Source organism: Ketobacter sp. GenoA1, from assembly GCF_003671475.1.
GTDB lineage: Bacteria > Pseudomonadota > Gammaproteobacteria > Pseudomonadales > Ketobacteraceae > Ketobacter.
This window is the reverse complement of the sequence record NZ_RCHM01000009.1, coordinates 113,086-125,852: the sequence shown is the minus strand read 5'-3', so window position 1 is coordinate 125,852 and position 12,767 is coordinate 113,086. Positions and strand designations below refer to the sequence as shown.

The window sequence follows — 12,767 nt, the reverse complement described above, 5'->3', positions numbered from 1 at the left end:
CTAGCACGAGAAGTCAACGATGAAATTGATCACCAACATGATATTGCTGCTTTCTGCTTTGTTTATTGCCACCGCTCAGGCGGAGGATGAGGAAGCCACCGCCCCCAATGAAGAGGTCATTTATGTTGAGCTGAAACCCGCCTTTGTCACCAATTACCAATCCCACAAAATGGGTTATCTGAAAGCCGATGTCACCCTGCAGGTAAAAGGCGGCCTTACCGCTGACGCCATCAGCCGCCACAAACCGGCCATCCGGCACCACTTGGTGATGCTGTTCAGCAGTCAGAGCGAAGAGGCCCTGAGCACCATGGAAGGCAAGCAGATGCTGAAGGAAGCCGCCCTCAACGAACTGATCAATGCCCTGCAGGAAGAAGGGGAAGCAGCGGATGTGCAGGATGTGCTGTTTACCAGTTTTATTGTCGACTGAGCCGGCCTGTTTCATTGCACCGGCCCAATAAGCAGATGAAGTACACGGGCGCAGATGAAGTACAAGGCTGGCTGTGACATAATCAGCGGCCCATTTTAACGACGTATTCTGCATGTCCGGGCACCGCCACAAAGACCTCCTCAACGGGCCGATCGTTCCCACCCTCACCAGCATGACCATTCCCACCGTGTTCGGGATCGTGGCCATTCTGATGTTCAATCTGGTAGACACCTATTTTATCGGCCTCATTGGTACCCAGGAGCTGGCGGCGGTCAGCTTTACCTTCCCGGTGTCCAATGTACTGATGAACATCTCCATGGGCATCGGTATCGGCACCGCCATTCACATCTCATCCCGTATCGGCCGCGGCGACATCAGTGAGGCCAGGCGCACTGCCGCCCACGCCCTTACGTTAGCACTCACTATCGCCATACCGATCGGAATCATAGGCAATCTCACCATTGACCCTCTGTTCCGCCTGATGGGCGCCAACGATCACTCCATTGATCTGATCCGCGAGTATATGAGCCTCTGGTACGGTGGCTTCTTCCTGCTGGTGGTGCCCATGGTGGGCAACAGTGTGATCCGCGCCACCGGCGATACCCGCACCCCCAGCATCGTCATGGCCATCGCCGGACTGGTGAACGGCATCATGGACCCCCTGCTCATCTTTGGAATCGGCCCATTTCCCGAACTGGGCATTCGCGGTGCCGCCATTGCCACCCTGATCGCCTGGGCCTTATCGGCCAGTGCTGTGCTGGTGGTGTTGGTGCATCGTCGCAAGCTAATGCGGTTCAGCGATATTCTGGGCCGCAAGCGGGAACACTGGGCCTCCATTCTGCGGGTGGCTCTGCCGGCCACGGCCACCAACCTGATGACTCCCCTGGCCGCGGCGGTGCTCACCGCCATGGTGGCCCGCCATGGCCATCACGCTGTGGCCGGCTTTGGTGTGGGCACCCGCATCGAAGCCCTTGCCCTGGTGGTCATCATCGCCCTGTCGTCGGCATTAACCCCTTTTGTGGGCCAGAATTTCGGCGCCCGCAATGGCCAGCGTATTCGTGAAGCCGTGCGTATGGTACTGGCCTTTGCCTTTTTCTGGGAGCTGGGCATCGCCGTGCTGCTCTATCTGACCGGTGACTGGGTGGCCCGGGTATTTTCCGACGAACCGGCCACCCACTCCGCCATCGTCTGGTACTTGATTCTGGTGCCCATCTCCTATGGCTTTCAGAGCCTGGTCATTCTCAGCTGTTCCACGCTTAACGCCCTGCAATTGCCCCTGTTTGGCACCCTCATCAGCGTCATTCGCCTGTTCTTGCTGACCGTGCCGTTGGCCTGGCTCGGCTCCAGTCAGTTTGGCTTCACCGGCCTGTTCGGGGGAATTGCCCTGGCCAACCTCATTGCCGGTGTAGGCACGGTGGTGTGGTTGTCGCGCCAACTGCCCAGGCTGTCGCAAAACGCCGCCCCGGCATGAACATTGTCTGTTAATGCAAGCCCGGCTTCTTTAAGATGGACACAGGCTCAGAACCCAGGTTTAACACCATGTCACGAGAGGAACATCGCCGCTCATTCAGCCGCGCCAGCAATACGGCCCATGGCTACTTCAATGCGTTATTCGATTTTTCGTTCACCAAGTTCATCACCGTGCAGATGTTCCCCGTGCTGTATGGGGTGATTCTGGCCTCCACATTGATCGGCGTGGTGTATTTTACCGTGGAGGCCTTTCTGACCTCCTGGTGGCGGGGCTTGTTTTATCTGTTTGTTGCCGGGCCGGTGGGGTTCATCACGGTGGCCACCATCACACGGGCGTTAATGGAATTCTACCTGGTGGTGTTTCATATTTATGAGGACATGGAAGAAATCAGGATCATATCAAAACGCTTCTCCGGATTGTCGGAAAGCATGGAATCCGTGGCCGGTATTACCCGCCGCCTGCCGTTTCTGAATGGCACCAACGGCAGCAAATCCACGAAAGAGCACCCGGATAGCGGCAGCCAACGGACCCGGCGCCGGCGCAACAATAAAGCAGAGCCCCTCTAAACCCGGGTCTGCAAAGCCGGGTCTGCCGGGCAGGCTGGTTACTGCCGGCCACCCAGCAGGATGCGCACCGCGGTACAGGCATCTTCCAACTGATCAAGGTCGGGCTCCTGGCCAATGATCATCTCACTGAACACACAGGATTGCCCAATACGGCACATAAAGTAAGACAGGCTGGCGACGTTCATGGCGGGATGAATGGTGCCCTTGTCGGTTTCCCGGGTAAGCAGATCCGTGTTCAACTCCACCATACGGTCGTGATAGGGGCTGTTCTTTGAAGACAGAATACTCAAGGCATACTGGCCATCGGCGTGCAACCAGTTACGCATGGGTTGGTAAGTGAGGATTGCGGTGTTGACCTGGCGGAACACATCCACCACGTATTCCACCCCGTCGCCGGAGCAGGATTGGCGGGCCTGCATGACGGTGGGCTCATACAGGGACCACATGATCTCGCCCATCAGCAGATCCTTATTGCCGATCCAGCGAAACAACGTGGCACGACTGACCCCCAACTCTTCCGCCAGCTCACCTACGTTCAGTTTCTGGGTCATCATCCAGTTTTTCTTGGCCAGATTGAACGCGTCCAAGGGGGTCGCCCGACTGCGTAAGGTTTTGTCGGACAAGGCCTTGGACAAGGGTGTTTTCTGGTTTGACACGCTCACCTCTACACTCCAGTGGATTACGAACTGCAAACCGGGATTTTACCCCTTTTCTCGCAATCAATCCGGCTCAGGGAGCACTCAATTTCAGGCAGTGGCCTGATTCTGTGAGTATTCTTCCAGTTCGCGTTCCTCTTCCACCTTAATTGCGTTGAGGCAGGCATCGATTGTGCTGCTGATCAGGGTGGAATTGCGGATCATCTCCAGTTTGGGCCAGGTGCTGATTTCACCGCTGCGGATATAGCGCGCCACATCCTGGGGTGATGCATTGGACAACACCTTGAACGCATTCAAAGGCTGACGTGGTGGCACGATATTGATATCACCCTGGTAGCGCTGGGATACCACGGAATGGGCTTTGTCCACCAACAACGCCAGGCTGCGGTTACTGATCCGGTTTTTGGTGAAATCAAGCAACTGGTTGACGTTGTAGCGTGTATTGCTGATCACCATATCCTTGAGGTAGGAACCAATGCTTTTTTCGCCGGCTTCGGCCCGGGACAGGAACGGCAGCACATGGGGATTGGTCTGACTGACAATGGAGTGGTTCACCCCGTAAATACGGGCCAGACGCTGAATGGGCAAATCGTTCTTGATGGAGCCGTCCACCCACTGCCGTGAGGGAATATAGGGCACCTTCTCACCGTTGATGTTCTTGGCCCACAGCATGACCGGTGGATAGACATAGGGGATGGCGCAGGACGCCAGCGAGGCCTTGCGAATCAGAACGTGGGGGGATGTCACGGCGTTGAGCAGGCGGGATTCCTGATGGGGATCCGCCGGTGAAACGGTAATGTTGATGCGCCGGCCGGTGCGTTGATAGGCTTCTTCGAAGGTCAGATCCTGAACGTTCCGTTCCAGACACAATTCCAGCTGTGCCGGATCCAGTAAGCCTTTACCCCGTAATGTACCCCGCAGGCCTACCACCCGGAACGCTTCCGCATAGATGTATTCCGGGTCCAGCATGGCCTGCAGTTCATCGTCGGTGTGGGTTGCCACCACTGAGGCCATGATGGAACCGGCGCTGGAGCCGGATATGATGCTGGGCAACAGTTGGTTGTCCCACATGGCTTTCAACACCCCCAGATGGAACATACCCAGGGCGGCGCCGCCACTGAGCATCAATGCGGACTCACCGAACGCCTGATGAGTCCGTTCAAAGAATTCCAGTTTCTGCACCAGGGAGAAATTGGGGAAATCGGTTTCACAGATCCATTTGAGGCAGATGCAGACCTCTTCCAGATAATCCGTGATGAGCTTCTTGGTGCCGAAATAGCACTGCTGATAGAGCATGGGGTTGGCGATGCGCCCCAAATTGCCGTGCAGGCCTTCATTAATGTAGAACACCAGCTGGTTGACATCACCACGCTGACGGGCCGTGCGCAGCTCATTGAAGCGCAGGCGAATCATTTTGTAGTCGTAATGGGGGGAAGCATCCTCTTCGCGCCACTCTTCGTTACCCGACAACCGGTCGTATTCCCGGGCCGCATCAGACCAGGACTGATAGTCTTCAGCATGATCCATTGCTTCCAGACAGGCTTTCAAAGCTCGCTTCATATCGTTAACCTTCCCCCGAACCACATAAAACTTGTGTAAAAAATCAGGCAGTTAAGCCGTTATATTTATGCTCCTATGTTTAACACCGATCCTGCTTGGTTTCACCTAAATCTTCTTGTCAGTTTATGCAAGATTTGCATCATTTTGTAAACCGGCGACAGGCGGCTGAGAACCGGCAGCCACCCCCTTATACACCAATAAGGCGAAGTATAGACCAACCGGCCTGATTGTAAATTCCGAAAAGAAAACAGACAGTTAGACCTTAGTCTAAGGGCATCGCTAAAGCCTGAGAACCTTGCGGGCGAACCAGCATGAAGCCTCAATGGCGAGCCCTTGATCCCGCGCCCATTGGGCCGCCGTGGTGACCAGTTTGACCGCAATACCACTGCCCCTGGCTGCTTTGGGGACGAAGGTATGATTAAAATCCACCCGGGAGCCCCCCAGCAACCGGTAGGTGAGCAGCGCCTGCTGACCATCACAGTCCGCCACAAAGCTGCACTGTTCCGGCTTGTGTACCACCTGATAGCTGCTCACCGGCCACCTTTCACTGATCGGACTCAAGCAAATGCCCGGCCAGGCGCTTCTTCACATCCGCCGGGATGGGTACGGATTTACGGGTGTGTTTGTCGAAGTTCACCATGGTGGCGGTGCCGGTGGCTTTCAGCTCCCCTTCCTGCCAGGCTTCCTGGCCCACCAACACGGAGGAGGTACCGATGCGCAGAACATAGGTCCGGATTTCCACTGGCTTACCGAAAAACGTTTCCTCCAGGTACTCGATCTCGATCTTGGCCAGCACCAGGCTGACTTCTTCGGTGGAAAGGTTGGGGTTGAAAATTCTCAGAATGGACTCCCTTCCCTCGAGGAACCATACCGGAACAACGGTGTTGTTGATGTGGCCCATGGCGTCGGTATCGCAAAACCGTGGGTTAATCAGCAACGAAAACATGGCATCTTGTTTAGTCATTTTTTAATTCATATCCTTGGCACAAGCTTGATCAAAAAACAATCTGATCAGAAATGTGCGGTGAATTATACACCCAGATTGCGTTGGCTTCCTCCCTGCACCGCAAATTCCGACGCTCAAAGCCCCCTTTTCCGAAACCGGGTGCAGCATGGGTGAAGAGCCCTGCATTCCACGCTATAGTATTGAAATTCCGACAACAATCAGGAAGCAACACTATGAACGACCCCCGTGCGCCAATCGTGATGGTGTTTGCCGGCCACGACCCCTGCGGTGGTGCAGGGATTCAGGCGGATATCGAAACCCTCGCCAGCCTGGGCTGCCATCCCTGCACCGTCATTACCGCCCTCACCGCTCAGGACACCGGCGGGGTGAAGGATTTTGCGCCGGTGGACGCCACGTTTATGGTGGAACAGGCCCGCGCCGTGTTGGAAGACATGCCGGTGGCCGCGTTTAAAATCGGTATGACGGCCAGCGTCGATATCATCGAAGCCATCCACATTCTGCTACAGGATTACGCTGATATTCCGGTGGTGTTCGACCCGGTGATGGCCGCCGGTGGCGGTGGTTCACTGGCCCGGGAGAACCTGATTGAAGCCTTCCACGACCTGTTGATACCCAACGCCAGCATCGTCACTCCAAACACCGTGGAAGCCAAAACGCTGTGCAGCGATGCAGATTCCCTGGACGCCTGTGCGCAACAGCTGATGGCGCAAGGGGCCGAATACGTATTGATTACCGGCGGCCATGAGGCCCAGCCCCGGATCGAAAACCGGCTCTGGGGCCACCGCCAGTTTCTGGAATCCTATCATCAGGACCGGGTTCCCGGTGAGTTCCACGGCAGTGGCTGTACTCTGGCATCGTCCATTGCCGGCTACCTGGCACACGGCGCGTCCATGGCCAGCGCGGTACGGGATGCCCAGACTTACACGGCCAAAGCCATTGCCCATGGCCGCCGCCTGGGGATGGGGCAACTGATCCCGGATCGTTTGTCCTGGTCTTCCAAACATCATTAGCCCCTTATTCTGTTCACCACAACCGGAGCCCGTGCCATGTTGCGTGGTCTGTACGCCATAACCGATCCCCACCTGACCCCGACGGCCACCTTGTTGCATCAGGTGCAGGCGGCCGTGCGCGGCGGTGCACAGGTGATTCAATACCGTGACAAGAGCAGCCCTGCGCCGCTGCGTCTGCAGATGGCACAACAACTGCGGGCACTGACCCGCGAGATGGGTGCACTGCTGATCATCAATGACGACCTGTCGTTGTGCCTGCAATGCGACGCCGATGGCGTACATCTGGGGCAGGAGGACACCCCGGTAGCATCGGCGCGTCAGCAACTGGGCCGCAACAAAATCATCGGTGCAACCTGCCACGGCTCCCAGGCACTGGCAGAAGCCGCCATCGATCAGGGGGCAAATTACCTGGCCTTCGGCCGTTTTTTCCCCTCCCGCACCAAGCCCGATGCGCTGCCGGCGGACCTGGAGGCATTGCGGCCTTTCCTGCAGCGCTGCCCCCTGCCCACCGTTGCCATCGGCGGCATAACCCTGAATAATGCGACCCCATTAATAGACGCAGGCTTCAATATGCTGGCGGTCATCAACGACCTGTTTGATCGTGCCGACACCGAACAGCATTGCCAGCGCTACAGCACCCTGTTTCAATAGAGCTGTTACATCAGCCTGCACCATATAACCATGCATAGCACCCGTCAGGAATTCCATCATGAGCCGATCTGAAACCCTCTTCGCCGCCGCCAAAACCCATATCCCCGGGGGCGTGAACAGCCCGGTACGGGCCTTCAAAGGCGTGGGTGGTGATCCCATCTTCTTCAAATCCGGCAAAGGTGCCTATCTGATAGACGAAGATGACCGTCAGTACATTGATTATGTAGGCTCCTGGGGCCCCATGATCCTTGGCCACGGCAACCCCACCATCATCCGCGCCGTGCAGGAAGCCGCCGAACGGGGCTTGAGCTTCGGCGCGCCCACCGCCATTGAAGTGGAGATGGCCTACAAAGTCTGCGAGGTATTCCCGGGCATGGATATGGTGCGCATGGTCAGCTCAGGCACCGAGGCCACCATGTCGGCCATTCGTCTGGCCCGCGGCTATACCGGGCGCGATAAAATCGTCAAGTTCGAAGGCTGCTACCATGGCCACGCGGATTCGTTGCTGGTAAAAGCCGGCTCCGGTGCGCTGACCCTGGGGGTGCCCAATTCCCCCGGTGTGCCCGCCAGCGTGGCCGAGCATACCCTGACCCTGGAATACAACAACATTGACCAGGTGAAAAAAGTCTTTGCCGAGATCGGCAACGAGATTGCCTGCATTATTGTCGAACCGGTAGCCGGTAACATGAACTGCATACCGCCGGTACCGGGTTTTCTGCAATGCCTGCGGGACGTGTGTGATGACAGTGGCGCGGTACTCATTCTGGATGAAGTGATGACCGGCTTCCGGGTATCCCTGCAAGGCGCGCAAGGTTATTACGGCGTCCAGCCCGATTTGACCACGCTGGGCAAGGTAATAGGCGGTGGCATGCCGGTGGGTGCCTTCGGCGGCAAACAAGCCATCATGGATCACATCGCCCCCACCGGGCCGGTGTATCAGGCCGGTACGCTGTCCGGTAACCCGGTGGCCATGGCCGCGGGCCTGGCCATGCTGGAAGGCATTTCAACCGAGGGTTTTTACGATGCGCTGAGCAAAAAAGCGGCGGCGCTCATGGCTGGCTTGCAAGAGGCAGCGGACGCCGCCGGCATTGGGTTTACCACCAATCAGGTAGGTGGCATGTTCGGCTTCTTCTTCAGTGAAGAAAAAACCATTTCCCGCTTTTCCCAGGTCACCCGCTGCAATCTGGAGCGCTTCCAGAAATTCTATCACCTGATGCTGAAAGAAGGGATCTATCTGGCCCCCAGTGCTTACGAAGCAGGCTTTGTGTCCTCCGCCCACGGTGACACTGAATTGGAACAAACCATCAAAGCGGCCGCTAAGGTCATGAAACAGCTTTAATTTTAAAACCGGCTGCGGATTCAGTGGCCATCACCGCTGAATCCCACCCCGGCACTACCTCTATCGCCTCATAGCCCGCCACGCCCTACCCCCTATTGTCTCTTTTCGCATACCCCTCAAGAGGTACACCCGACGTATTCTTGATCTCAATCAAACCTGACCCGCAATGGCCCTCTACACTTTAAGTGAACCAAGGAGAGCGCCATGAATTCCCCTGAACCAACACAAGCAGACAAAAAGCAGGAATTGCTGCTGTTTTTATTTTTGACGGTGGTACTGGCCCCGGCCATTGCCGTTGCCGCCATCGGTGGTTACGGATTGTTTATCTGGATTTCACAGATGTTGTCTTGATCATGGACGTTTCCCGCAGACGCTTTCTACGGGGGGAGGTAACCCCTTCCCTGCAGCGCCCGCTGCGCCCGCCCTGGGCCATTGACGAAGATCATTTCGTGGCCGGTTGCAGCCGGTGTGGTGATTGCATTCAGGCCTGCCCGCAGCAGATCCTCATCCATGGCGACGGCGCTTATCCCACGCTGGATTTTTCGCAGCGGGAATGCACATTCTGTCGCGCCTGCACCGACGCCTGCTCCCTGCCGCTGTTTAACCCGCAGCAAACACAGCCCTGGCAGCAGGTGGCAGAGGTGGGGGAACACTGCCTGACGCACACCGGCATCGTCTGTCAGAACTGCAAAGACGCCTGCGAGCCCCGCGCGATTGTGTTCCGTTATCAGGCCGGAGGTATCGCCCGGCCACACATCAATCTGCAGGATTGCACCGGCTGCGGTGCCTGCATTGCGCCCTGCCCCAACAACAGCATGAGCATTGTTTCGTCCATCAACCCAGCGAGTTCACCAGCATGAGTGACGAGTTTCATATCAGCAGCTTCATTGTTCAGTCCAAACCGGACTGCATGCAGGTTCTGATCGATCAACTGATGAATCTACCCGGCGTGGAAGTCCATCAGACCAGCCCGGAAGGCAAGATTGTGGTGACACTGGAATGTCAGCACACCGGCGAAATCAGTGACACAACGGCAGCCATTGGCCGCATGCCGGGTGTCTTGTCCTGCAATATGGTGTTCCACCAGATCGAGCAGGAAACCGATAACAGAATCCCCACGCATACACCATAAGAAACTGGAGAGAGGTTAGCCATGGCTACCGACCGTCGTACCTTTTTGAAAATGCAGGCCGCAGCCACCGCCGCGGTCGCCGCCGGCATCAGCACCAGCACAGAGGCCACCAACCTGGTGGCTGACAGTTCCATCACCGGCCTTAACTGGAACAAGGCCCCCTGCCGTTTCTGCGGCACCGGATGCAGCGTCAACGTCGCCACCAAGAACGGCAAAGTGGTGGCAACCCACGGTGACATTACCTGCGAGGTCAACCGGGGCCTGAGCTGTGTGAAGGGTTATTTTCTTTCCAAGATCATGTACGGCAAGGACCGGCTAACCCAACCCCTGCTGCGCATGAAGAACGGCAAATTCCACAAGGACGGTGACTTCACGCCGGTCAGCTGGGAACAGGCCTTCGACATCATGGAAGAAAAATACAAAGCGGCACTGAACGCCAAAGGGCCGGAAAGCATCGGCATGTTCGGTTCCGGCCAGTGGACGGTGTGGGAAGGTTACGCCGCGGTGAAACTGATGAAAGCCGGCTTCCGCTCCAACAACATCGACCCCAATGCCCGTCACTGCATGGCCTCCGCCGTGGGCGGTTTTATGCGGACTTTCGGCATCGATGAGCCCATGGGCTGCTACGACGACATCGAGGCAACCGATGCCTTCGTACTGTGGGGCTCCAACATGGCAGAGATGCACCCCATCCTGTGGACCCGGGTCACGGATCGACGCCTGAGCGCACCCCACGTCAAAGTGGCCGTGCTGTCCACCTATGAGCATCGCTGCTTTGATCTGGCGGACATGCAGGGTATTTTCACACCCCATACCGACCTGGCCATTCTGAACTTCATCGCCAACTACATCATTCAGAACAACCAGGTCAATCAGGATTTCGTCAACAAGCACACCAATTTTCGCCGCGGCATGACGGACATCGGCTACGGCCTGCGGCCGGAACATCCGCTGCAGGCGAAGGCCAAAAACGCAGACAAGGCCGGTGCCTCAGACCCCATGACCTTTGAGGAGTACAAGGCTTTTGTGGCGGACTACACCGCGAAAAAAGTCAGCAAGCTGTGCGGCCTGTCGGAGAAACAACTGACGGATCTGGCCGAACTGTACGCCAATCCCAAGACCAAAGTGGTGTCATTCTGGACCATGGGTGTCAACCAACACACCCGCGGTGTGTGGGTAAACAACCTGATCTACAACATTCATTTGCTGACCGGAAAAATTTCCACCCCCGGCAACAGCCCGTTCTCCCTCACCGGCCAACCCAGTGCTTGCGGCACAGCACGCGAGGTTGGCACCTTCAGCCACCGCTTGCCGGCAGACATGGTGGTGGCCAATCCGGAACACCGCAAAATCGCCGAAAAGGAATGGCAGCTGCCCGCTGACCTGATTCCACCCAAACCCGGCCTGCATGCGGTGGCCCAGAGCCGTGCTCTGAAAGACGGCAAGATGAACGTGTACTGGATACAGGTGAACAACAACCTGCAGGCCGCCGCCAACATGAATGAGGAAACCTATCCGGCCTATCGCAACCCGGACAACTTCATCATCGTCTCGGATGCCTATCCCACGGTTACCGCCCAGGCTGCGGACCTGATTCTGCCCACCGCCATGTGGGTGGAAAAAGAAGGTGCCTACGGAAACGCCGAACGCCGCACCCAGTTCTGGCACGAAATGATCCAGGCACCGGGCGAGGCCAAATCCGATCTGTGGCAGGTGGTGGAATTCTCCAAGCGCTTTACCACCGACGAAGTCTGGCCGCAGGCAATGCTGGATAAGAATCCGAAGTACAAAGGCAAAACCCTGTTTGATGTGTTGTTCGCCAACGGCCGGGTCAACAAGTTCCCGCTGTCGGACATCAAGGAAGGTCACAGCAACCACGAGTCCAGTCACTTTGGTTTCTACCTGCAGAAAGGGCTGTTCGAAGAGTATGCCGCGTTCGGCCGCGGCCATGGCCACGATCTGGCGGAGTTCGATGTCTATCACGAGGTACGGGGGCTGCGCTGGCCGGTGGTCAATGGCAAGGAGACCAAATGGCGTTTCCGCGAGGGTTCAGACCCGTACGTGAAAGCCGGCAAAGGGTTTGAATTCTACGGCAAACCCGATGGCAGGGCCGTTATTTTCGCCCTGCCCTATGAGCCACCGGCGGAATCCCCCGATGACGAATACGATATGTGGTTGTGTACCGGCCGCGTACTGGAACACTGGCACTCCGGCTCCATGACACAACGGGTACCGGAGCTGTATAAAGCGTTCCCGGATGCCAAGGTCTTTATGCATCCTGATGATGCTCAGGCAAAGGGATTACGCCGTGGCGACGAAGTAAAAGTAGTATCCCGTCGCGGCGAAATGCGCAGCCGGGTGGAAACCCGGGGCCGCAACAAGCCGCCCCAGGGGCTGGTGTTTGTGCCCTGGTTTGATGCCAGTCAGCTCATCAACAAGGTGACACTGGATGCAACCGATCCCATCTCCAAACAGACGGACTTTAAAAAGTGCGCTGTCAAAGTTGTTAAAGCGTAAAGGGGACCAGACACATGAAACGAGTTATCACACTAGCCATCATCGCCCTCTGCTCCCTGTCTGTACTGGCGCAGGAAAACGTTGCCACCTTGCGCGGCAACGCTGCGCTGGACAAAGAAGGCGAACCACCCGCCATTGCCAAACCGATGAAAGACGACGTCAAACGGCACCGCAACTATCCCATGCAACCGCCGGTGATCCCCCACAACATCCAGGGCTACCAGGTGGACCTGAAGGTGAACAAATGTTTGTCCTGTCATGCCCGCAAGCGTGCCGAAGAAGCGCAGGCACCCATGATCAGCGTGACCCATTACATGGATCGGGATGGAAACTTTCTGGCCGATGTTTCCCCGCGGCGCTATTTCTGCAACCAGTGCCATGTAGAGCAGACCGATGCCCGCCCATTAGTGGAAAACCAATTCAAAGATATCGACAAGATCTTGCAGGAAAGCAGCAAGTAACAGGAGCCTG

Annotated in this window: 15 protein-coding genes; 11 read left to right on the top strand and 4 right to left on the bottom strand. The window is 56.8% G+C overall.

Going from position 1 to position 12,767, the window contains the following annotated elements:
* Positions 1–19 precede the first annotated feature (19 nt).
* From D9N13_RS01975 to D9N13_RS01965, 3 genes are all read left to right on the top strand, one after another.
* Positions 20–427, top strand: coding sequence for a flagellar basal body-associated FliL family protein (locus tag D9N13_RS01975; RefSeq protein ID WP_290585211.1), 408 nt, complete (start codon positions 20–22; stop codon positions 425–427).
* A gap of 112 nt (positions 428–539) precedes the next feature.
* Positions 540–1,898, top strand: coding sequence for an MATE family efflux transporter (locus tag D9N13_RS01970; RefSeq protein WP_290585209.1), 1,359 nt, complete (start codon positions 540–542; stop codon positions 1,896–1,898).
* A 68-nt stretch (positions 1,899–1,966) separates the two neighbouring features.
* Positions 1,967–2,464, top strand: coding sequence for a DUF4282 domain-containing protein (locus D9N13_RS01965; protein ID WP_290585205.1), 498 nt, complete (start codon positions 1,967–1,969; stop codon positions 2,462–2,464).
* A gap of 38 nt (positions 2,465–2,502) precedes the next feature.
* On the opposite strand, the gene D9N13_RS01960 is transcribed toward D9N13_RS01965, so the two are convergent.
* From D9N13_RS01960 to D9N13_RS01945, 4 genes are all read right to left on the bottom strand, one after another.
* On the bottom strand, positions 2,503–3,126 hold the full coding sequence (locus tag D9N13_RS01960) for a QsdR family transcriptional regulator (protein ID WP_290585203.1): 624 nt from the start codon (positions 3,124–3,126) through the stop codon (positions 2,503–2,505).
* A gap of 84 nt (positions 3,127–3,210) precedes the next feature.
* Positions 3,211–4,680, bottom strand: a complete 1,470-nt coding sequence (locus D9N13_RS01955) for a DUF3336 domain-containing protein (protein ID WP_290585201.1) — start codon at positions 4,678–4,680, stop codon at positions 3,211–3,213.
* 279 nt (positions 4,681–4,959) lie between these two features.
* On the bottom strand, positions 4,960–5,214 hold the full coding sequence (locus tag D9N13_RS01950; RefSeq protein WP_290585199.1) for a GNAT family N-acetyltransferase: 255 nt from the start codon (positions 5,212–5,214) through the stop codon (positions 4,960–4,962).
* A gap of 10 nt (positions 5,215–5,224) precedes the next feature.
* A complete protein-coding gene (locus D9N13_RS01945; RefSeq protein ID WP_290585197.1) occupies positions 5,225–5,644 on the bottom strand; it encodes an acyl-CoA thioesterase in 420 nt (139 codons plus the stop codon).
* 215 nt (positions 5,645–5,859) lie between these two features.
* Here D9N13_RS01945 and thiD point away from each other — a divergent pair, with 215 nt between their 5' ends.
* From thiD to D9N13_RS01905, 8 genes are all read left to right on the top strand, one after another.
* Entirely contained in the window at positions 5,860–6,657 is a 798-nt protein-coding gene (thiD, locus tag D9N13_RS01940; protein WP_290585195.1) for a bifunctional hydroxymethylpyrimidine kinase/phosphomethylpyrimidine kinase, read from the top strand.
* A 36-nt stretch (positions 6,658–6,693) separates the two neighbouring features.
* A complete protein-coding gene (thiE, locus tag D9N13_RS01935) occupies positions 6,694–7,308 on the top strand; it encodes a thiamine phosphate synthase (protein ID WP_290585193.1) in 615 nt (204 codons plus the stop codon).
* A 58-nt stretch (positions 7,309–7,366) separates the two neighbouring features.
* Positions 7,367–8,647 carry a glutamate-1-semialdehyde 2,1-aminomutase gene (gene hemL / locus D9N13_RS01930; RefSeq protein WP_290585191.1) on the top strand — a complete coding sequence of 427 codons (1,281 nt, stop codon included), beginning with the start codon at positions 7,367–7,369 and terminating at the stop codon, positions 8,645–8,647.
* A 204-nt stretch (positions 8,648–8,851) separates the two neighbouring features.
* Positions 8,852–8,998: a hypothetical protein gene (locus tag D9N13_RS01925; RefSeq protein WP_290585189.1), complete on the top strand. Its 147-nt coding sequence runs from the start codon at positions 8,852–8,854 to the stop codon at positions 8,996–8,998.
* Positions 8,999–9,000: 2 nt separating this feature from the next.
* On the top strand, positions 9,001–9,507 hold the full coding sequence (gene napF, locus D9N13_RS01920; RefSeq protein WP_290585186.1) for a ferredoxin-type protein NapF: 507 nt from the start codon (positions 9,001–9,003) through the stop codon (positions 9,505–9,507).
* Positions 9,504–9,779, top strand: a complete 276-nt coding sequence (locus D9N13_RS01915; RefSeq protein ID WP_290585184.1) for a chaperone NapD — start codon at positions 9,504–9,506, stop codon at positions 9,777–9,779. Before napF ends, D9N13_RS01915 begins: the two co-directional genes overlap by 4 nt.
* Before the next feature lie 21 nt (positions 9,780–9,800).
* Entirely contained in the window at positions 9,801–12,296 is a 2,496-nt protein-coding gene (gene napA, locus D9N13_RS01910) for a nitrate reductase catalytic subunit NapA (RefSeq protein WP_290585182.1), read from the top strand.
* A gap of 14 nt (positions 12,297–12,310) precedes the next feature.
* Positions 12,311–12,757: a nitrate reductase cytochrome c-type subunit gene (locus D9N13_RS01905; RefSeq protein ID WP_290585180.1), complete on the top strand. Its 447-nt coding sequence runs from the start codon at positions 12,311–12,313 to the stop codon at positions 12,755–12,757.
* Positions 12,758–12,767 lie beyond the last annotated feature (10 nt).

Excerpts from the sequence above, each read along its gene's own strand:
- D9N13_RS01975 (WP_290585211.1), top strand. The coding sequence starts at position 20 with ATGAAATTGATCACCAACATGATATTGCTGCTTTCTGCTTTGTTTATT.
- D9N13_RS01970 (WP_290585209.1), top strand. The coding sequence starts at position 540 with ATGTCCGGGCACCGCCACAAAGACCTCCTCAACGGGCCGATCGTTCCC.
- D9N13_RS01965 (WP_290585205.1), top strand. The coding sequence starts at position 1,967 with ATGTCACGAGAGGAACATCGCCGCTCATTCAGCCGCGCCAGCAATACG.
- D9N13_RS01955 (WP_290585201.1), bottom strand. The coding sequence starts at position 4,680 with ATGAAGCGAGCTTTGAAAGCCTGTCTGGAAGCAATGGATCATGCTGAA.
- D9N13_RS01945 (WP_290585197.1), bottom strand. The coding sequence starts at position 5,644 with ATGACTAAACAAGATGCCATGTTTTCGTTGCTGATTAACCCACGGTTT.
- thiD (WP_290585195.1), top strand. The coding sequence starts at position 5,860 with ATGAACGACCCCCGTGCGCCAATCGTGATGGTGTTTGCCGGCCACGAC.
- thiE (WP_290585193.1), top strand. The coding sequence starts at position 6,694 with ATGTTGCGTGGTCTGTACGCCATAACCGATCCCCACCTGACCCCGACG.
- hemL (WP_290585191.1), top strand. The coding sequence starts at position 7,367 with ATGAGCCGATCTGAAACCCTCTTCGCCGCCGCCAAAACCCATATCCCC.
- D9N13_RS01925 (WP_290585189.1), top strand. The coding sequence starts at position 8,852 with ATGAATTCCCCTGAACCAACACAAGCAGACAAAAAGCAGGAATTGCTG.
- napF (WP_290585186.1), top strand. The coding sequence starts at position 9,001 with ATGGACGTTTCCCGCAGACGCTTTCTACGGGGGGAGGTAACCCCTTCC.
- D9N13_RS01915 (WP_290585184.1), top strand. The coding sequence starts at position 9,504 with ATGAGTGACGAGTTTCATATCAGCAGCTTCATTGTTCAGTCCAAACCG.
- napA (WP_290585182.1), top strand. The coding sequence starts at position 9,801 with ATGGCTACCGACCGTCGTACCTTTTTGAAAATGCAGGCCGCAGCCACC.
- D9N13_RS01905 (WP_290585180.1), top strand. The coding sequence starts at position 12,311 with ATGAAACGAGTTATCACACTAGCCATCATCGCCCTCTGCTCCCTGTCT.